The organism is Chryseobacterium gossypii, from assembly GCF_041361455.1.
Taxonomy (GTDB): domain Bacteria; phylum Bacteroidota; class Bacteroidia; order Flavobacteriales; family Weeksellaceae; genus Chryseobacterium; species Chryseobacterium gossypii.
The window spans coordinates 14,528-32,690 of the sequence record NZ_JBGCUR010000024.1 but is presented as its reverse complement, the minus strand read 5'-3'; the positions used below and the strand labels follow the sequence as shown (position 1 = coordinate 32,690).

Genomic DNA, 18,163 nt, shown 5'->3' with positions numbered 1-18,163 from the left:
CTGTATTCATGAAAAGATTTCTTCTATTATTCGTCATCGCTTTTCTTGCTCACTCATGTGCAAGGGTGGGTTCTCCTGTGGGTGGAGGAAAAGATACTTTAGCTCCTAAATTTATCGGCTCCAATATAGATACCACAAGGGTAAATGTCCGCAGGGATATAAAGGAGCTTCGTCTAGATTTTGACGAATATGTGAAGCTGAAGGACATTAACAAGAACCTGAATATTTCTCCCCCGATAAAAAATATCAAACGTATTCTTCCTTCCAATATTGCAAATAAGTTTGTCCTGATCCAGTGGGCGGATACCTTACAGGAAAATACGACCTATAATTTCAATTTCGGAAACGCTATTGTGGATAACAATGAGGCTAATCCCCTGCCTTATTTCAACTTTGCCTTTTCTACGGGAGATAAACTGGATGATCTGTATATAAGCGGCGAGGTTAAAGATGCCATTGCCGTGAAAAAGCAAACTAAAACTACGGAAAATAAGCTGGTAGTGGGCTTGTACAAGGTTCAGGATACCATGGATTACAGGCAGAAGCCTTATTATATTACAAAAGTAGATCCTGACGGTTATTATGAGCTTAATTACCTTGCTCCGGGAAAATATAAGATCATAGCTTTCGAGGATGAAAACGGAAATTCAGTATATGATCCCGGAAAAGAAAAGGTAGGTTTTCAGAAAGATCCGGTAAATGTGGAAAAATCCATTTCCGGACTGAACCTGAAGGTGTATCCTTCCAAAAAACCGCTCAAATATGTTGAAATGAAAGAAATGCCGGGAGGAATTACCATGACGTTCGAAGGAGCGCCTGATGACGTGAAGGTTCTTTCCCTGAACGATAAGCTCCAGGATATCAGAGTGACCCACCGCCCGAAATCAGATACCGTAAGGATATGGTTTGATGCTGTGAAGAATAATGTGGGGCAGGATACAACAGAAAACCTGAAATTCAGCTATGATGCTGATAAAAAACAGGATACCGTTTCCGTATTTTATAAATACAATGCTAAAAACGCTATGGATATCAGCAGCGATAACGGAGGCGGACTGCTGGCCCCGAAGGCAGACTTTAAAATACTTTCAAACTATATCATAGATAAGATTAATCCAGAGAAATGGGTACTGAAAAGTGATAGCCTGACCACTCAGGAATTTACGGCGAAAATCTCAGAGACCAATCCGTATCAGATTATTATCCAATCTGATTTTACCACAGGAAAAAAGTATCAGCTTACTGTACCTAAGGAAACCGTATCCTCTTTTTATACCAAAAATTCGCAATCCAAACGTTTTGACTTTGAAGTGGATAAGGTGGAGAACTACGGAAGCCTGACGATCAAGCTCCTGAATGCCCCTGTTTCCAACTATTGGATCCAGCTATTGGACTCTTCGGAAAAGGTGCTTTATCAGAAATATACCCAGGGAGATCAGATAAAATTCAATATTTTAAAGCCTGGTGAATATGTGGTAAGGATCCTCGTGGACAATAACGGGAATAAATATTGGGATGAAGCTGATTTCCAGAATGAGATCTTTGCGGAAGATTCCTATGTGTTTTACAAGGTTGCTGTAGTAAGACCACTTTGGGACACCAATGAAACATGGGATCTGAAAGATACCAGGACCCTGGATAATCCTAAAGGCAGTATTCCTCCTGCTGTTCCGGCAGCGGATGCTTCCGAAGGGCAGGAACAGGATGATGATACACAGCAGGGGCCGGTACAGCAAAATGGTAATGATGCCGGTAAAAATAAGCCAGTAAAATCAGCAAGAGATACTTTGATCCCTTTAAAGTAGGCTATAAATGAAAGCGGTAAAAAAAACAGTTTTTTGGGTTCTTCTTGTATTTATACTGATCCAGTTTATCCCTGTAGACAGGGTGAATCCGCCCGTTAAACGTTCCGTAAACTTTGTTGACTCCAAAAAAACACCGGAGAAGATCAAAAACCTGATCAGGGGAGCCTGTTATGATTGCCATTCCAATGAAACGGTCTATCCCAGATATGCGTTCATCGCCCCTGTTTCATGGTCTGTAAAAAGCCATGTCAATGAAGGCAGGGAGCATCTTAATTTTTCCGTTTGGGAAACCTATAACAAGGACCTGAAAGAAAATATGCTTATGCACTCCATCCAGACGATCCGGAATAAAACCATGCCTATGCCGGGCTATATTGTTTACCATAAGGAAGCAAACCTTTCCGAGGCGGAAAGGACCCTGCTGGTACAATATTTTGAGAACATGCTGAAGTCGAAATCTTATTAACCTTCTTTGCAGCCATTACTTGTCCGGACAATCATATACGGTTTTCCGGATTAAAGAGATTGGTTGTTTTTTAAATAGCTTTCAAAAAATTTCTTCTGCGAATCAAAGGCGATATCATCAATATCCAGTTCCTTCAGCGGGATCCAGACGGCCTCTGATATCTCGGAAAGCTCAAGGTTTACTTCAAACTTTTCCGGAACATTGTACTCATAAAACAGATCAATGGTATTGTACTCGATTTCCTTGTATTGATAAATATTCGGCAGACTTGTTATGTATACGAGCTTTGAAATATCAATATCAAGCTGAAGCTCTTCAAAAAGTTCTCTTTTACAAGTCTCTTCGGCACTTTCTTTCGGATCTACAAATCCTCCGGCCAGATCCAGCTTTCCTTTTCTGGGATCCCTGTTTCTTCTTGTCAGATAAACTTCTTCACCATGCCTTATCACAACAGCAACGGCACCGGCGACATTGTTATAGAGAGTGAAGTTGCAGTTGGGACAGCTCCATTTCTTTTCACCATCCCAATGCAAAGATTCTTTGCCGCAGCTTGGGCAATATTTCAATAATTTCATTAAGCTATATTAATATTTCTCGGGTGATAGTTCAAAATCACATCCCTGAGCTCCTCTGTTTTTAAATGGGTATAGATTTCCGTTGTTGTAATGCTGGAATGCCCCAACATCTCCTGGATATACCGTAAATCCGCTCCGTTCTGTAGTAAGTGGGTGGCAAAGGAATGTCTGAAGGTATGGGGAGAGATCTTTTTGCTTACACCAGCCTTGTCTGTAAGTTCTTTTATAATAAGGAATACAATTACTCTGGACATGGAGGTACCCCTGCTGTTTAGAAATAATACATCTTCGTACTTTTTATTGATCTTGTTTTTGGAACGTACATTCTGGATGTAGTTTTTCAGCAGTTCTGCCGTATAGTCGGCAAGCGGGACAAAACGGGTCTTATTGCCTTTTCCGTTGACCTTAATATAATGTTCCTTGAAATTGATGTTTGAAATTTTCAGATCAATAAGTTCTGAAACACGAAGTCCGCAGCCATAGAGAACCTCAATGATACACTGGTTTCTTTTTCCTAAATCTGAATTTACCTCGATGGCACCGATGATTTTGTTGATATCCGGCAGGCTTAATGTATCAGGGAGATACAGCCCCAGCTTTGGACCTTCCAGCAACGCGGCCGGATTATCTTCCCGGCACTCGTCCTCCAGTAAGAACTTGAAGAAAGCTTTTATGGAAGATATCCATCTCGCCTGAGATCTTTCACTGAATTTCTGTTTGGAAAGATTAAAAATGTATTCCTGCAGATTTTCATACCCTATAGTATCTGGTCCGACATTATCCAGATCTTCTTCTGCATACTCTTTTAATTTTTTGATGTCTCGTACATAGGCGTCGAGAGTGTTTTCTGAAAAATTTCTTTCGAAACGAAGAAAGATTTCAAAATCCTTAATTTTTTCATCCCAAGTCATTGTGTGTTATTTTTTTAGTTCACAGTCCGATATTTGCTCTATTTCAATGTTATGGTTTCTTAAGAATGATATTCCGTCATCATCTGAATATTCATTAATATACACAAGCCTGGTAATCCCTGCCTGTAAGATCAGTTTACTACATTCCTTACATGGGGATAGCGTCAGATATAACGTTGCACCTTTTGCAGATTGTGTGGAAGCGGCTAATTTTAATATTGCATTAGCTTCTGCATGCAGCACATACCAGTGTGTTTTCCCTTCTTCATCCTCACAGCAGTTTTCAAAGCCTGAAGGAGTACCATTGTAACCATCTGAAATAATCATCCTATCTTTTACGATAAGAGCTCCTACCTGTTTTCTCTTACAGTAGGAAAGTTTTGCCCACTCCTGGGCCATCTTTAGATAAGCTTTGTCAAACTTATTCATACCACAGCATTGTTTTGTTTTTCGAAATAATTTGTATTAAGGGTTTTGATCTTAGAAGTTCGGCTTTCTTTTTTCCATAAAAGCGGAAACTCCCTCTTTCTTATCTTCAAGTTCAAAAAGCTCTCCGAAATATTTCATCTCGGTTTCAAAACCTTTATCCGTATCTGATAAGTTTACGGCATGTATAGCCTTAGTGATCGCCATAGGTGAGTTATGGGCAATAATGTTCGCTAATTCTTTTGTTTTGGTTAATAAATCTTCAATAGGGTATACTTCGTTCACCAATCCGATCTCTTTGGCTTTTTGAGCAGGGATCATTTTGGCTGAGAAGATCAGTTCGTTGGCAAGACCTTTTCCGATAAGCTTTGGAAGCCTTTGGGTACCGCCGTACCCGGGAATTAATCCCAAAGTAACTTCAGGAAGTCCCAATTTGGCATTTTCCGATGCATATCTGATATGGCACGCCATAGCAAGCTCCAGACCGCCACCTAAAGCAAAGCCGTTTACGGCTGCAATTACTGGCTTGGTCATATTTTCAATTTTATTGAACAGGATGTTCTGCCCGTTCCTGGCCAGCTCCTCGGCTTTCTCCCGTCCAAAATCACTGAATTCCTTTATGTCTGCCCCGGCAACAAAAGATTTTTCCCCGCTTCCTGTAATGATGATTACCCTGCAGGAATTATCGGATTTCAACTCCTCCAATGCCGAGCTTATTTCCTGAATCGTTTTAGCATTAAGTGCATTTAAGCTTTCAGGCCGGTTTATAGTGATAATAGATATCTTATCTTCTTTATTTAGCAGTATGTTTTCGTAATTCATTTTCCACTTTAAAAATTGTATCCTGCAAATTATAAATTTTTTATAAAAAAAAAGGAAAAATGTTGTTTTTTTTCCTCTTTAATTGAATTATTTTTCAAAAGCTTATTTGGAATGATTCATCATATTAGAGTCAATATTAACGTTTAACCGCGATGCCACTTTCATGCCAAGTTCAATATTCGCTCTGAAAAAATGACATAACTGCCGGTTTATAATATCAGCTTTTTTAGGTCCGTCTATTCCTTTCATGCTTTCAACGATATTGTGAACCAGGTGTCCCCTGTCCTCGGCGTTCATCGCCTTGGTATATAGCAGGCCGGGCTGGGTGTAGTGGTCATCATCATTTTCATTCCTGTTATAGCTGGCCACATGTGTGCTGTCTAGCTCATATTCAAAGCTTTTATATGCCGGATCCGGTCTGATATCGTCAAAGCTGTTCGGATGATAATTAGGCTTGTCGCCATAATCTCTGGCATCAGCCATAAAGCCGTCCCTCTGATAATTGTTAACGGCGAAAGGACAACGGTTCACTTCAAGCTGATGGGCATTTACGCCTACCCTGTACCGGTGGGCGTCAGGATAGGAAAAGAGCCTTCCCTGAAGCATTTTATCAGGAGAGAAACTGATTCCGTTGATCAGATTGCTCGGAGAGAATGTAGACTGTTCCACATGGGCAAAATAATTCACGGGGATCTCATTCAGTTCCATTTCTCCGACTTCAATTAACGGAAAATCATCCTGGAACCATACCTTGGTAATGTCAAAAGGATTCCATCTGAATTCCTTCGCCTGTTCTTCGGTCATCACCTGAATATACATGGTCCATTTTGGATAATCACCACTTTCAATGGCGTTGCACAGATCCTCCTGGGCAAAGTCTGGGTTTTCTCCTGCCATCTTTATGGCTTCCTCGTGGGTAAAGTTCTTAATTCCCTGTTTTGTTTTCAGGTGAAACTTTACCCAGACCCTTTCGTTATTGTTGTTGATCATGGAAAAAGTATGCGAGCCGAAACCGTGCATATGCCTGTAGCCATACGGGGTTCCCCTGTCAGACATTAAGATAAGGACCTGGTGGAGCGATTCGGGATTCAGGCTCCAGAAGTCCCACATCATGGTTGCACTTTTCAGATTGGTTTTCGGAACTCTTTTCTGGGTATGGATGAAATCAGGGAATTTTTTGGCATCCTTAATAAAGAATACAGGGGTATTGTTTCCTACCAGATCCCAGTTTCCGTCTTCCGTATAAAACTTCAACGCAAAACCTCTGGGATCTCTTGCCGTATCTGCACTTCCTTTTTCTCCTCCCACTGTTGAAAACCGGGCAAACATTCTGCATGAATTTCCAACCTTTGAAAAGAGCTTTGCTTTTGTATATTGGGTGATATCGTGTGTTACGGTAAATTTACCGTAGGCACCGCTTCCTTTGGCATGAACAATTCTTTCAGGGATTCTCTCTCTTACGAAGTGGGCAAGGTTTTCCTGAAGGATGAAGTCCTGTAACAAGACCGGACCTCTAGGGCCTACCGTCTGCGAGTCCTGATGCTCAAAATAAGGAGCACCGTTGCTTAATGTTAACTTTTTAGAATCCATATGATTATGATTTGAATGATTATCTCCCCTCTAAAGTGAATAATTTTGATATAATAATCATCAAATTTAGTCGAAATTTTGATTGCTAATAGCAAAAACGTTATATCTTTGTAATAGATAATATTAATCAGATGAACATTCAGCAACTGGAGTATCTTATCGCCGTAGATAAGTACAAACATTTTGGCAAGGCAGCCCAAGCATGCTTCATTACCCAGCCTACACTAAGTGCAATGATACAAAAATTTGAAGATGAACTGGATGTCAAAGTTTTTGACAGGACCACTCACCCGATCCGAACCACGGATGTAGGGCTTCAGATCATCGATCAGGCCAAGGTAATTATAGAATCTGTCAATGAGCTGAAGAATAAAGCCAATTTGTTAAATAATATTTTAGGAGGAACAATCAATATCGGGATCATTCCTACCGTATCCTCTTTCATCCTTCCCACTGAGATTTTCAAATTCCTGGAAGATAACCCGAAAATCCAGATGAATGTAAAGGAGATGACCACAGATAATATTATTAAGGCATTAAAAGCTGGAGAGCTTGACGCAGGAATCATTTCAACGCCTTATGATACGGCTGATGAATTTTATCAGGATTTCCTGTTCAATGAAGAGCTGATGATTTACAGTTCAGATACGGAAGCCAATAAAAAGAATTCTTATGTGGTTCCGGAAGAGCTGAACGTGGAAAAGGTCTGGCTTCTTGAGGAAGGCAACTGTTTGAGAAACCAGTTTGAAAATATCTGTCATTTAAAAGAAAATACTCTAAAGCCCAAGAACCTGGATTTTCTGGCCTCCAATATCCAGACACTGGTACATATGGTGGATAAGGTGGGCGGAATCAGTATTTTGCCGGAACTGGCCTTAAGCCAGCTTTCTGAAGAGCAGAAAGGTAATGTTTTCAGGTTTAAGAAGCCTTTTCCATACAGGGAAATCAGTATTATTTATTACAAGCCTACCTTCAAGCAAAAAATTATTGATGAATTGGCCCATTCCATTAAAAGTTCTTTGGAGAAAAAGCTAAACTATAATGAAAACCCTAAAGAATACGTAAGCATAAAACCTCAATAGTTCTTTTGGGTAGAAGAAGGTAAATCATTCATTTAAAGAATATGATTTGTAGACAAAAATTTTGAGTATTAAGAAATAGTACTTAAATTTGCCCCGTTTACAACGAGGAAAAATTTGACCTGATTGCAACCTCTATAAAAAAATGCTAAAACAGTATTTCTTTTTGAGCTTCCTGGCAATTTATCTTATTTTTCTTCAAAATTTTAATCTAAAAAACAAGGAATAATATGTCTTATTTATTTACGTCTGAATCTGTTTCAGAGGGACATCCGGATAAAGTTGCCGATCAGATTTCCGATGCTTTAATTGATCATTTTTTAGCCTATGATAAAAATTCAAAAGTAGCCTGTGAGACACTTGTTACAACAGGGCAGGTAGTACTGGCCGGCGAGGTGAAGTCTGAGGCTTATCTTGATGTTCAGAGCATTGCGAGAGAAGTTATTAACGGGATAGGGTATACCAAAGGGGAGTATATGTTCAATGGAGATTCCTGCGGCGTCATTTCCGCGATCCATGAGCAATCGCCAGACATCAACCAGGGGGTTGACAGGGCTGTATCCGATGACTCTTTTGAAGCGAAAGCGAATGCACAGGGAGCCGGAGATCAGGGGATGATGTTTGGCTATGCCACTAATGAAACGGCGAATTATATGCCTTTGGCGCTGGATCTGGCGCATACTATTCTTAAAGAACTTTCTGCGCTTAGAAGAGAAGGTAAAGAGATCAATTATCTTCGTCCGGATGCCAAAAGCCAGGTTACCATCGAATATTCGGATGATCACAAACCAATCCGGATTGATTCCATCGTTGTTTCTACCCAGCATGATGATTTCGGAACCGAGGAAGAAATGTTGAACAAGATCCGGGAAGACGTGAGAAATATCCTGATCCCCAGGGTTGTTGCACGGCAAACGGAAGAGATCAGGGCTTTATTCAATGATCAGATCAAATATCATATCAATCCGACCGGCAAATTTGTAATCGGTGGCCCTCATGGAGATACGGGACTTACCGGAAGGAAAATTATTGTTGACACCTATGGTGGTAAAGGAGCTCACGGAGGTGGTGCCTTCTCAGGGAAAGACCCTTCCAAAGTTGACAGAAGCGCAGCCTATGCCACAAGACATATCGCTAAAAATCTGGTTGCCGCAGGTGTTGCTGATGAGGTCCTGGTACAGGTTTCCTATGCGATAGGGGTTGCTGAGCCTTGTGGCTTATACATCAATACTTTCGGAACTTCCAAGGTGGATCTTCATGACGGAGAAATCGCCAAAAAGGTTTCTGCTATTTTTGATCTGAGACCTTACGCCATTGAGCAGAATTTAAAGCTAAGGAACCCGATCTATCAGGAAACGGCTTCTTATGGGCATATGGGAAAAGAATATTATATTGCTGACAAAACCTTTAATAAAGGCCAGAAAAATGAGCTTACCCTGAAAAACCTGGAGTTTTTTACCTGGGAAAAGCTTGATAAGGTAGATGAAATTAAAGCGGCTTTCGGAATTTAATTTTCTCCAATGATAAATACCACTGCTTTATCTGTATCAGGTAAAGCAGTTTTTTTTATTTTTACAATTAAATAAATTAAAAACAGATGACGAACTTTCGCCAGGTAGTTGCCATCCTTGCAGCATCCTTCCTGAGTACTTTTGCAAAAGCCCAGTATACCATGCACAAAATGATCAATGTAGGCTACGTGTACCAGAACCAGAGCTTTGGGGAGATCGGCGGCAAACTGCTTTTCCTGAAAAACGATGATGTGATTTACAGATTGGGAGGTTCCGCATTAATGGGATCCACGCATTCCGAATTTGCCATCATGCCGAAGCTGCAAGCCGATGTTCTCCTTAATTTTGAAAAGAACGTAGATTTTTATCATTCTTATTACTTCCTGATAGGAGCGGAGGGAACCAACAAATATATTGCTCCGAAGATAGGAGTCTCTCTTTTCGGGATTTTAGACCTTACCGGAGGGTATGGTTTTCCGGTTGGTAATGCTGAATCCCATGGCAAACAACTGAAAGGATTAAATATCAATTTCACACTAAATATTCCTACCGTGTTTATTCATGATATGCTTAAGTGATTTTTTTTAAATATTTTTTGTAAAAAATTAATAATAGGTTAACAGTTATTAAAATTTTATTATATTTACACAGTTAAAAAATTGTACCGCCTATTGATTAGACTTTACTCTGGAAAACTATTTTGTATTTACAGCAGAAGCCGGATAAAATATCTGGAAGGATGCTTATCTGCAAATATATATTTATTGAGAAGAGTTATGAAATCAAAATCAGATAGTTTATTAATTTCCCTTTATCAGAAAGGAGATGAAGAGGCGTTGTCAACCCTCATTCATCGTCATCAGAGAGAACTGTTTACATTCATTTTTTACAAAATTAATGATGAAGATTTAGCCAATGACGTATTTCAGGATACATTCATGAAAATTATCGTAATGTTGAAAGAAGGACGCTACAATGAAGAAGGAAAATTTATTCTCTGGGCCAAAAGGATTGCCCATAATCTGATTATTGACCATTACAGATCAAAAGCGAAAAACATCAAGGTTTCCGAGACTACCTTTGAATCGGACGAGTTTTCTATTTTTGATCTGATCAGAGAGCCCTCTGAAAATATTGAAGACCAGCTGGTAACCAACCAGATCCAGGAAGATCTGCTGAAAATGCTGCAATATCTTCCCCAAAATCAACAGGAGGTAATCAAACTAAGATTTTTCGACGGACTAAGCTTTAAGGAAATTGCCGAGCATACCAATATGAGTATTAACACTACTCTCGGAAGAGTGAGGTATGCCCTGATAAACCTGAGAAAAATCATGGATGAGAATAATATTATACTTACCAGATAATAATTCTTATTATTTCTCGTTTTAAGGAAAAACATTTTTAGCCTATGAGAAAAAATGATTCCTTAAAAGTGAAAACTTTGAAACCAAAAAAAGAAACAATTGATTTTTTACTTAGCTTTTCAAAGAATCTTGAGATAGTGAAAATCAAGAATAAGAATTATCCGATTACCAAAAATTAAAATTATTAATTTTGTGCTGTATGAAAATTCAGCACATTTTTTTTGACCTGGACAATACGCTCTGGGACCACCGCAAAAATGCCTATCTTACCATTAAAGACCTTTTTGAAAAAGAAGAAATCACTTTAAAATATAATATTGATTTTGAAGCGTTTCATTCTGTTTACCATGAAGTTAATGAAAGCCTTTGGGAAAAGATCAGGGACGGGATCATTGATAAGGAATATCTCAGACAGCATCGTTTTTATGATACGTTCAGGCACTTTAATGTAGATAATAAAAAGCTTTCGTTGTATTTTGAAGAACATTTCTTGGATAAAATCCTGAACCATAATGAATTGGTAGAAGGTGCAGAATATATTTTAGAATATCTTACATCCAAAAATTACACTTTGCATATTATCTCCAACGGATTCAAGGAAGTGACGGAAAGAAAATGTATTTTATCAGGAATTGATAAATACTTCCAAACCATTACAAGTGCAGACACTGTTGGGGTAAGAAAGCCCCGGCCGGAGATTTTTGAGTATTCCTTAAATCTTGCCGGTGCCCACAGGGAAAATAGCATTCTGATCGGTGATGATTGGATTGCCGATGTGGTTGGCGCCCAAAACTACGGAATGGATGTAATTTTCTTTGATGTTTTAAATGAGAACAGAGAAGAAAAAGGATTAAAAGTCATAAAACACCTCCTTCAGATAAAGGAATATTTATAAAGCAAAGCCTCTCAAATACTGAGAGGCTTCCTTATGTATAATTAAATAAAACGAAATTAAATTCCTAAGCTTTCCCTTACTCTTTTAATGGTTTCGCGCGCAATAGGCCTTGTTTTCCCGGCTCCCTCCTGAAGCTTTGCTTCCAGCTCATCCAGGTTGTTCATATAGTAATTGAATGTTTCTCTTTCTTTGGCAAAGCGGGTAAGTATCAGGTTTAAAAGTTCCGTTTTTGCATGGCCATACCCGAAATTGCCGGCTAAATATTTAGCCCTCAGTTCCTCAGTTTGTTCGGGAGTTGCAATCAACTCGTAAATAGCAAAAACTTTATCCGTTTCAGGATCTTTAGGCTCTTCCAAGGATTTGGAGTCTGTTTCTATGCTCATTACCTGCTTTTTCAGCTCTTTTTCGGGCAAGAAAATATTGATGATATTCCCTCTGGATTTTGACATTTTGTTTCCGTCTGTTCCCGGAACGTACTTTGTATTTTCCTGAAGCTCAGACTGGGGGAGAACAAATACCTCGCCCATCTGGTTATTAAATCTGGATGCTACATCACGGGCGATCTCCAGGTGCTGAAGCTGATCTTTTCCCACGGGAACAATTTCCGCGTCATACAGCAATATATCCGCTGCCATCAGGATAGGGTAAGTAAACAGCCCTGCGTTCACGTCCTGGAGTCTGTCTGCCTTATCCTTAAATGAATGGGCCAGAGTCAGTCGCTGATAAGGAAAAAAACAGGATAAATGCCAAGAGAGTTCACAGGTTTCAGGAATATCACTTTGCCTGTAGAAAAATGTTTTTTCGGTATCCAGCCCACAAGCCAGCCAAGCCGCAGCAATCTCGTAGGTGTTCTGTTTTAAAACTTTTGCATCTTTAATCTGCGTAAGCGAATGTAAGTTTGCAATAAATAAAAAAGATTCATTTCCTTCCTGCTTGGAAAGCTCAATTGCGGGGATAATTGCTCCCAACAGGTTTCCAAGATGGGGTGTTCCGGTGGCTTGAATGCCGGTAAGAATTCTTGACATTGGTTTGAAATTATTTAAAATTAATGAACCGCAAATTTACGAGAACATTTTGAATTTGAAATATTGTTGTTCCTGAGATAAGAGTATTGCTCCCCAGATCAGCGGCCTTGTTCATTAGGGGATAAGGACCTTATTACCGCCGAATTTAGGATCCACTCCGAAAAGCAAATCCCAATAGACCTTAGCCTTGGCAATATATTCCCGCATATTGGTTTTAAAGCCCGCATATTTATTAACATCCTCCGCATTATATCCATATGCTTCAATCCCGTTTTTCCGTGCTAAAAAAATAGCCCGTTCATTATGGAACTTTTGCGGAATGATAATGAGTCTGGTCTGCCCGAAAATTTCTCTGGCCCTGATCACGGAATCCAGAGTCCTGAAGCCGGCGAAATCCAGGAAGATCCTGTTCTTTGGAACTCCGTATGCCATTAAGGCAAGCTGCATATCTTCCGGCTCATTGTAATCTTTTCTGCTGTTGTCTCCGCTTACAATGATATATTTTACCTTTCCGCTTTTATAAATATCTGCTGCCGCCTGAATCCTGTTATTGAAATAAGCATTGGGCATTCCGTTACTTAATGTTTTACTTGTTCCCAGAAGTAGGGCCGTTTTAGTTTCAGGAATCCCCGCAACAGTATCAGAAATATAAGGTTCACTTTTCAGTTTGATGTTATAGTTGGCGAAAATGATAAAAATAATTCCTGCAACCAGAAGAAGCAGGAAAATTTTAAAAATATTTTTAATGGTTTTTCTCATTTTGAGCTCTTAAAATTCAAGGCCGTTAGGGAACGCCTTTTTTCTGAAAATTAACAGCAGAATGGCTCCTATCGTGATGGAGGAATCAGCAACATTAAAAATATATTTAAAAAATTCAATGTGTCTGCCCCCGATCAAAGGGAAATCTTTGGGAACATACCAGTCTACCAGAGGAAAGTGGAGCATATCCACCACACATCCCTTCATAAATGTAGAATATCCCTCACCAAAAGGGACAAGCTTGGAAATCCCGCCATAGCCGATCCAGCGGTCGATGCTCGGGTCGTAAACCGTTCCGCTGTCGAAGATCAGTCCGTAGAACATCCCGTCGATAAGATTACCGATAGCCCCGGCAAAAATCATGGCCATCGGGATGAGAAGATAGTTTGATTCTCCTTTCTGTAACCATTTTCTGAACAGGTAGATCATCCCGCCGATCAGAAAAATCCTTACGATAACAAGAAAATATTTACCGATGATACCTCCGAAATGCAGGCCGTAAGCCATTCCCGGATTTTCTACAAAAGTAAGCTTGAAGCCCGGAAATACGGAAATGCTGTCGTCAAGATTGAAATGGGTCTTAATGTAGATTTTTGAAGCCTGATCGATTAATAATATAAGAAAGGTTACGGCTAAGATTTTTTTCAAGATTTCTAAATTTTCTGCTTAAGTTACTTTCTGGACAATTCATCAAGCCTTTTCCTGTCTTTTTCAGACAGGTCATTAATGCCGTTTTTGCCCATTTTATCTAAAAGTTTGTCAATTTCTTTTTCCCTTTCGCGCTTCTCTGAATTGAATTTATCATCGATCGTATAGTTCTTCTGTTGATCGGGGAAGAATTTATTTCTGACCCACGTTCTGTTGAAAAACCACAATACTATGATCAGAATGACAATTAAAATCAGAAACTCGCTCATGGACGTGCATTAAAAATTAGGTTTATAAAGTATCCGCGAATACAATATAAACCCAAAATTATTTTACAAACCTACGGTTATTTTTGCATATTTTTTGCTTCGATGCTCAGCGTGGCGTGAGGTACGGCGAGAAGCCTTTCCTTTGGGATCAGCTTACCGGTTACCCTGCAAACGCCGTAAGTCTTGTTTTCAATCCTTATTAAAGCGTTTTTCAGATCTCTGATGAACTTTTCCTGTCTGCCCGCAAGTATCGCGTTCTGCTCCTTGCTCAGAGTCTCCGCGCCTTCTTCAAACGCTTTAAAGGTAGGAGATGTATCATCCGTACCGTTATTTTGATCATTAATAAAACTTTCGTTGATCAATGCTAGATCTTTTTCGGCTTTTGCGATCTTTTCTTTGATGATTGCTTTAAACTCCTGTAAATCAGCATCGCTGTATCGTACTCTTTCGTCTGACATGTTCTTTTCTCTTTTTTAATAAAATTATGAATTGGAATTTGAAATGCAATAACTAAACGTTAATTTTTTTCAATATTTACTTTAAAATTAACTTCATCTATTTCAATTTCATTAAAATTTGAAAGTGAAGATACAATTTCTATTTTACTTGACAAGACTTCTGAAGAAATATATTCTTCGTTTTTCTTCACATCATTCAGGAAAGGTGAGGTTTCTTCAATGAAGATGTTTATCCGGTCTGTCAGTTCAAAATCCTTATCTTTTCTCAGGTTTTGAATTCTGTTAATGAATTCCCTTGCTATACCTTCAGACTTTAATTCATCTGTTAACGTCAAATCTAATGCCACAGTTGTTTTTCCGTCTGAAGTTACCGTCCAGCCCGGTATATCTTTTGTCGAAATTTCCACATCATCAAGGGTGATCTCATAACCCTGGATATTGATTTTACCTTCTTTTTCAAGACCTGAGATCTGCTCCGGGCTCAGATTGGTGATTTCGCCTCCAACCACTTTCATATCTTTTCCTAATTTAGGGCCAAGCGCTTTGAAGTTGGGTTTTACCTGCTTTACGATTAAATGGGATGCTTCTTCCGCATTGATCAGTTGCAGTTCTTTCACATTTACTTCCTGTTTGATCAGGTCTGCCACAGCGAGGATCTGCTCTTCTGTTTTGGCATCCAGCACAGGGACCAATATTTTTTGTAACGGCTGACGAACCTTCACGTTCTCTTTTTTTCTTAAAGAGAAAACCATGCTCGTGATATTCTGTGCCAGGTGGGTTTTTTCAACAAGATCCTGGTCGATCAGGCTTTCATCAGCAATCGGAAAATCTGTCAGATGGACAGACTCACGGCTTTCTTTTCCTGTCACTTTATTTAAATCCTGGTACAGCTGATCCATAAAGAACGGAGCTATAGGTGCGGATAATTTAGCAACCACTTCAAGACAGGTATATAAGGTCTGGTAAGCAGAAATTTTGTCATCGGTATAATCTCCTTTCCAGAAACGCCTTCTGCACAATCTTACATACCAGTTACTCAGATTGTCGTTCACGAAGGTGTTGATGGCCCTTGCCACCCTTGTCGGCTCATAATCTTCATAGAATCCTTTTACCTCTTTGATCAGAAGATTCAGCTCGGAAAGTATCCATCTGTCTATTTCAGGACGGTCTTCCACTTCTTTCTCTGAATAGTTGAATCCGTCAACATTGGCATACAATGCGAAAAATGAATAGGTATTGTAAAGGGTTCCGAAGAATTTTCTTCTTACCTCATCTATTCCTTCAATATCAAATTTCAGGTTTTCCCAAGGATTGGCATTGGAGATCATATACCAGCGTGTGGCATCCGGGCCGTAAACGGCCAGCGTTTCAAAAGGATCCACCGCATTCCCTAAACGTTTTGACATTTTCTGGCCGTTCTTATCCAGAACAAGCCCGTTGCTCATTACGTTTTTATAGGCAACCGAATCAAAAACAGCAGTTGCTATCGCATGAAGAGTATAGAACCAACCACGGGTCTGGTCGACGCCCTCGGCAATGAAATCAGCGGGAAACGCTTTATGATTGTCAATCAGTTCTTTATTTTCAAACGGATAATGCAATTGTGCATACGGCATTGAGCCTGAATCGAACCAAACATCAATCAGGTCACTTTCACGTTTCATGGCCTTTCCGGAGTCTGAAACCAAAACTATCTTGTCCACTACATTTTTATGCAGATCTACCAAAGCATAATTCTGCTCAGACATATTTCCGGCTACGAAGCCTTTGAAGGGGTTTTCTGTCATGAATCCGGCTTCAACGGATTTTTCGATCTCGTTGTATAATTCCTCTACAGAGCCTATGATTTTTTCTTCCCTGAGGTCATCCGTTCTCCAGATCGGTAACGGGATGCCCCAATAACGGGATCGGGATAGGTTCCAGTCATTTACGTTTTCCAGCCAGTTGGCAAAACGTCCTTCACCTGTGGCCTTAGGCTTCCAGTTGATTTCTTTGTTCAATGCCACCAGCCTGTCCTTTACAGCGGTCATCCTTACGAACCAGGAATCCAGCGGGTAATATAGTACCGGCTTGTCAGTTCTCCAGCAATGAGGGTAGCTGTGAACGTACTTCTCAACTTTAAAGGCCTTATTTTCTTCTTTTAATACGATTGCCAGATGTACATCCCAGGATTTTTCCGGGGCTGTCCCGTCATCATAATATTCATTTTTGATATATTTTCCTGAGAATGCTTCAGGAACATTTTCTCCCCTGATGAATCTGCCCTGCAAATCCACCAAAGGAACAAGATTGCCGTTCTCATCCTTTACCAGCATGGGAGGTATCCCGTTCTCTTTCGCCACTCTGGCGTCATCTGCACCAAAAGTAGGGGCGATATGAACGATACCCGTACCGTCTTCCGTGGTTACAAAATCCCCGATGATCACCCTGAATGCCTTTTCAGGTGTTTCAGACGGTGTGAACCATGGGATCAGCTGCTCATATTGTGTACCGGCAAGTCTTTCTCCCGTAAATTCTTTCAGGATCCTGTAAGGAATAGTCTTGCTTTCCGGAGTAAAGGCGGCAAAGTCCTCATCAGTTCCTTCAACATATTTTTTACCGAATACTTTAGGCAGAAGTACGTTGGCTAAAACAACAGTTACGGGCTCAAATGTGTACTGATTGAAAGTCTTAACCAGGACATATTCAATATCTCTGCCCACTGCCAGAGCGGTATTGGATGGCAAGGTCCACGGAGTGGTTGTCCATGCCAGGATATGCACGTCTCCTTCAGCGTCTTTCAATAGGTCAGAAGCTCCTTTTTTTGCTTTGAACTGGGCTACAATGGTAGTATCTGAAACATCGCGGTATGTTCCGGGCTGGTTCAGCTCATGGGATGAAAGCCCTGTTCCCGCTTTGGGGGAGTACGGCTGAATGGTATACCCTTTATACAGCAAATCCTTATTATACAGCTGCTTCAGCAGCCACCAGACAGTCTCCATATATTTTGACTTGTAGGTGATGTAAGGATCATCCAGATCTACCCAGTATCCGATTTTTTCCGTAAGCGAGTTCCAGACGTCCGTATAACGCATTACGGCTTCACGGCATGCTTTATTATAGTCTTCAACGGAGATTTTTTTGCCAATGTCCTCTTTAGTGATCCCCAATTCTTTTTCCACACCCAGTTCTACAGGAAGCCCATGGGTATCCCAGCCTGCCTTTCGAAAGACCTGCTTTCCATTCTGGGTCTGGAAACGACAGAAAATATCCTTTAACGCCCTTGCCATTACGTGATGAATCCCGGGCATACCATTTGCTGAAGGCGGACCTTCATAAAATACAAATTCAGGATTGCCCTCACGAATCTCAACACTTTTATTGAAAGTTTTGTTCTGCTTCCAGAATTCCGCTATGTTTTCCGCTATGTCAATAAGATTGAGGCTTTTGTATTCTTTAAATTGGCTCATTGTAATATCTCAATATCGTTGATGATTAATTAAGTTTGCAAATTTAGTGAATTTTGTCGGTTTATAATATATATGTTTTTTAGGTTCTGTCTATTAAAAAGTTCTTTT

18 protein-coding genes are annotated in these 18,163 nt (G+C 40.0%); 7 read left to right on the top strand and 11 right to left on the bottom strand.

What is annotated here, in order from left to right; genetic code table 11:
* The first annotated feature begins 8 nt into the window (after positions 1-8).
* Together ABMQ40_RS12910 and ABMQ40_RS12905 are read left to right on the top strand one after the other, a co-directional pair.
* Positions 9-1,805 carry an Ig-like domain-containing domain gene (locus ABMQ40_RS12910; RefSeq protein WP_370900243.1) on the top strand — a complete coding sequence of 599 codons (1,797 nt, stop codon included), beginning with the start codon at positions 9-11 and terminating at the stop codon, positions 1,803-1,805.
* Between the two features lie 7 nt (positions 1,806-1,812).
* The gene (locus ABMQ40_RS12905; protein WP_370900241.1) at positions 1,813-2,271 is read left to right on the top strand and encodes a heme-binding domain-containing protein; all 459 of its coding nucleotides are present in this window, start codon (positions 1,813-1,815) and stop codon (positions 2,269-2,271) included.
* 50 nt (positions 2,272-2,321) lie between these two features.
* Here ABMQ40_RS12905 and ABMQ40_RS12900 read toward each other — a convergent pair whose 3' ends face one another.
* From ABMQ40_RS12900 to ABMQ40_RS12880, 5 genes are all read right to left on the bottom strand, one after another.
* On the bottom strand, positions 2,322-2,846 hold the full coding sequence (locus ABMQ40_RS12900) for an NUDIX hydrolase (protein WP_370900239.1): 525 nt from the start codon (positions 2,844-2,846) through the stop codon (positions 2,322-2,324).
* Positions 2,846-3,757 (bottom strand): site-specific tyrosine recombinase XerD, encoded by a 912-nt coding sequence (gene xerD / locus ABMQ40_RS12895; protein ID WP_370900237.1) that lies wholly within the window; start codon positions 3,755-3,757, stop codon positions 2,846-2,848. Before xerD ends, ABMQ40_RS12900 begins: the two co-directional genes overlap by 1 nt.
* Positions 3,758-3,763: 6 nt before the next feature.
* Positions 3,764-4,186: a deoxycytidylate deaminase gene (locus ABMQ40_RS12890; RefSeq protein ID WP_002983800.1), complete on the bottom strand. Its 423-nt coding sequence runs from the start codon at positions 4,184-4,186 to the stop codon at positions 3,764-3,766.
* 51 nt (positions 4,187-4,237) lie between these two features.
* On the bottom strand, positions 4,238-5,005 hold the full coding sequence (locus tag ABMQ40_RS12885) for an enoyl-CoA hydratase/isomerase family protein (protein ID WP_370900235.1): 768 nt from the start codon (positions 5,003-5,005) through the stop codon (positions 4,238-4,240).
* Between the two features lie 102 nt (positions 5,006-5,107).
* Entirely contained in the window at positions 5,108-6,595 is a 1,488-nt protein-coding gene (locus ABMQ40_RS12880) for a catalase (RefSeq protein ID WP_370900233.1), read from the bottom strand.
* 131 nt (positions 6,596-6,726) lie between these two features.
* On the opposite strand from ABMQ40_RS12880, the gene ABMQ40_RS12875 reads away from it, so the two are divergent.
* From ABMQ40_RS12875 to ABMQ40_RS12855, 5 genes are all read left to right on the top strand, one after another.
* On the top strand, positions 6,727-7,677 hold the full coding sequence (locus ABMQ40_RS12875) for a LysR substrate-binding domain-containing protein (RefSeq protein WP_370900231.1): 951 nt from the start codon (positions 6,727-6,729) through the stop codon (positions 7,675-7,677).
* Positions 7,678-7,904: 227 nt separating this feature from the next.
* On the top strand, positions 7,905-9,185 hold the full coding sequence (gene metK / locus ABMQ40_RS12870) for a methionine adenosyltransferase (RefSeq protein WP_370900229.1): 1,281 nt from the start codon (positions 7,905-7,907) through the stop codon (positions 9,183-9,185).
* A gap of 86 nt (positions 9,186-9,271) precedes the next feature.
* Positions 9,272-9,763, top strand: coding sequence for a hypothetical protein (locus ABMQ40_RS12865; RefSeq protein ID WP_370900227.1), 492 nt, complete (start codon positions 9,272-9,274; stop codon positions 9,761-9,763).
* A 198-nt stretch (positions 9,764-9,961) separates the two neighbouring features.
* Entirely contained in the window at positions 9,962-10,552 is a 591-nt protein-coding gene (locus ABMQ40_RS12860; protein WP_370900226.1) for an RNA polymerase sigma factor, read from the top strand.
* Positions 10,553-10,751: 199 nt separating this feature from the next.
* A complete protein-coding gene (locus tag ABMQ40_RS12855; protein ID WP_370900224.1) occupies positions 10,752-11,447 on the top strand; it encodes a YjjG family noncanonical pyrimidine nucleotidase in 696 nt (231 codons plus the stop codon).
* A 56-nt stretch (positions 11,448-11,503) separates the two neighbouring features.
* Here ABMQ40_RS12855 and trpS read toward each other — a convergent pair whose 3' ends face one another.
* From trpS to ileS, 6 genes are all read right to left on the bottom strand, one after another.
* Complete coding sequence (trpS, locus tag ABMQ40_RS12850; RefSeq protein WP_370900221.1) at positions 11,504-12,472, bottom strand: tryptophan--tRNA ligase; 969 nt, start codon at positions 12,470-12,472, stop codon at positions 11,504-11,506.
* 114 nt (positions 12,473-12,586) lie between these two features.
* Positions 12,587-13,231, bottom strand: a complete 645-nt coding sequence (locus tag ABMQ40_RS12845; protein ID WP_370900219.1) for a SanA/YdcF family protein — start codon at positions 13,229-13,231, stop codon at positions 12,587-12,589.
* Positions 13,232-13,240: 9 nt separating this feature from the next.
* A complete protein-coding gene (locus ABMQ40_RS12840) occupies positions 13,241-13,879 on the bottom strand; it encodes a lipoprotein signal peptidase (RefSeq protein ID WP_370900217.1) in 639 nt (212 codons plus the stop codon).
* 23 nt (positions 13,880-13,902) lie between these two features.
* A complete protein-coding gene (locus ABMQ40_RS12835) occupies positions 13,903-14,148 on the bottom strand; it encodes a DUF6576 domain-containing protein (protein ID WP_370900215.1) in 246 nt (81 codons plus the stop codon).
* 77 nt (positions 14,149-14,225) lie between these two features.
* Positions 14,226-14,606: a TraR/DksA family transcriptional regulator gene (locus ABMQ40_RS12830; RefSeq protein ID WP_370900213.1), complete on the bottom strand. Its 381-nt coding sequence runs from the start codon at positions 14,604-14,606 to the stop codon at positions 14,226-14,228.
* A gap of 59 nt (positions 14,607-14,665) precedes the next feature.
* A complete protein-coding gene (ileS, locus tag ABMQ40_RS12825) occupies positions 14,666-18,055 on the bottom strand; it encodes an isoleucine--tRNA ligase (protein WP_370900211.1) in 3,390 nt (1,129 codons plus the stop codon).
* Positions 18,056-18,163: the final 108 nt, after the last annotated feature.

Bases quoted from the DNA above. Each gene is read 5' to 3' on its own strand.
- ABMQ40_RS12910 (WP_370900243.1), top strand. From the start codon at position 9: ATGAAAAGATTTCTTCTATTATTCGTCATCGCTTTTCTTGCTCACTCA.
- ABMQ40_RS12905 (WP_370900241.1), top strand. From the start codon at position 1,813: ATGAAAGCGGTAAAAAAAACAGTTTTTTGGGTTCTTCTTGTATTTATA.
- ABMQ40_RS12900 (WP_370900239.1), bottom strand. From the start codon at position 2,846: ATGAAATTATTGAAATATTGCCCAAGCTGCGGCAAAGAATCTTTGCAT.
- xerD (WP_370900237.1), bottom strand. From the start codon at position 3,757: ATGACTTGGGATGAAAAAATTAAGGATTTTGAAATCTTTCTTCGTTTC.
- ABMQ40_RS12890 (WP_002983800.1), bottom strand. From the start codon at position 4,186: ATGAATAAGTTTGACAAAGCTTATCTAAAGATGGCCCAGGAGTGGGCA.
- ABMQ40_RS12885 (WP_370900235.1), bottom strand. From the start codon at position 5,005: ATGAATTACGAAAACATACTGCTAAATAAAGAAGATAAGATATCTATT.
- ABMQ40_RS12880 (WP_370900233.1), bottom strand. From the start codon at position 6,595: ATGGATTCTAAAAAGTTAACATTAAGCAACGGTGCTCCTTATTTTGAG.
- ABMQ40_RS12875 (WP_370900231.1), top strand. From the start codon at position 6,727: ATGAACATTCAGCAACTGGAGTATCTTATCGCCGTAGATAAGTACAAA.
- metK (WP_370900229.1), top strand. From the start codon at position 7,905: ATGTCTTATTTATTTACGTCTGAATCTGTTTCAGAGGGACATCCGGAT.
- ABMQ40_RS12865 (WP_370900227.1), top strand. From the start codon at position 9,272: ATGACGAACTTTCGCCAGGTAGTTGCCATCCTTGCAGCATCCTTCCTG.
- ABMQ40_RS12860 (WP_370900226.1), top strand. From the start codon at position 9,962: ATGAAATCAAAATCAGATAGTTTATTAATTTCCCTTTATCAGAAAGGA.
- ABMQ40_RS12855 (WP_370900224.1), top strand. From the start codon at position 10,752: ATGAAAATTCAGCACATTTTTTTTGACCTGGACAATACGCTCTGGGAC.
- trpS (WP_370900221.1), bottom strand. From the start codon at position 12,472: ATGTCAAGAATTCTTACCGGCATTCAAGCCACCGGAACACCCCATCTT.
- ABMQ40_RS12845 (WP_370900219.1), bottom strand. From the start codon at position 13,231: ATGAGAAAAACCATTAAAAATATTTTTAAAATTTTCCTGCTTCTTCTG.
- ABMQ40_RS12835 (WP_370900215.1), bottom strand. From the start codon at position 14,148: ATGAGCGAGTTTCTGATTTTAATTGTCATTCTGATCATAGTATTGTGG.
- ABMQ40_RS12830 (WP_370900213.1), bottom strand. From the start codon at position 14,606: ATGTCAGACGAAAGAGTACGATACAGCGATGCTGATTTACAGGAGTTT.
- ileS (WP_370900211.1), bottom strand. From the start codon at position 18,055: ATGAGCCAATTTAAAGAATACAAAAGCCTCAATCTTATTGACATAGCG.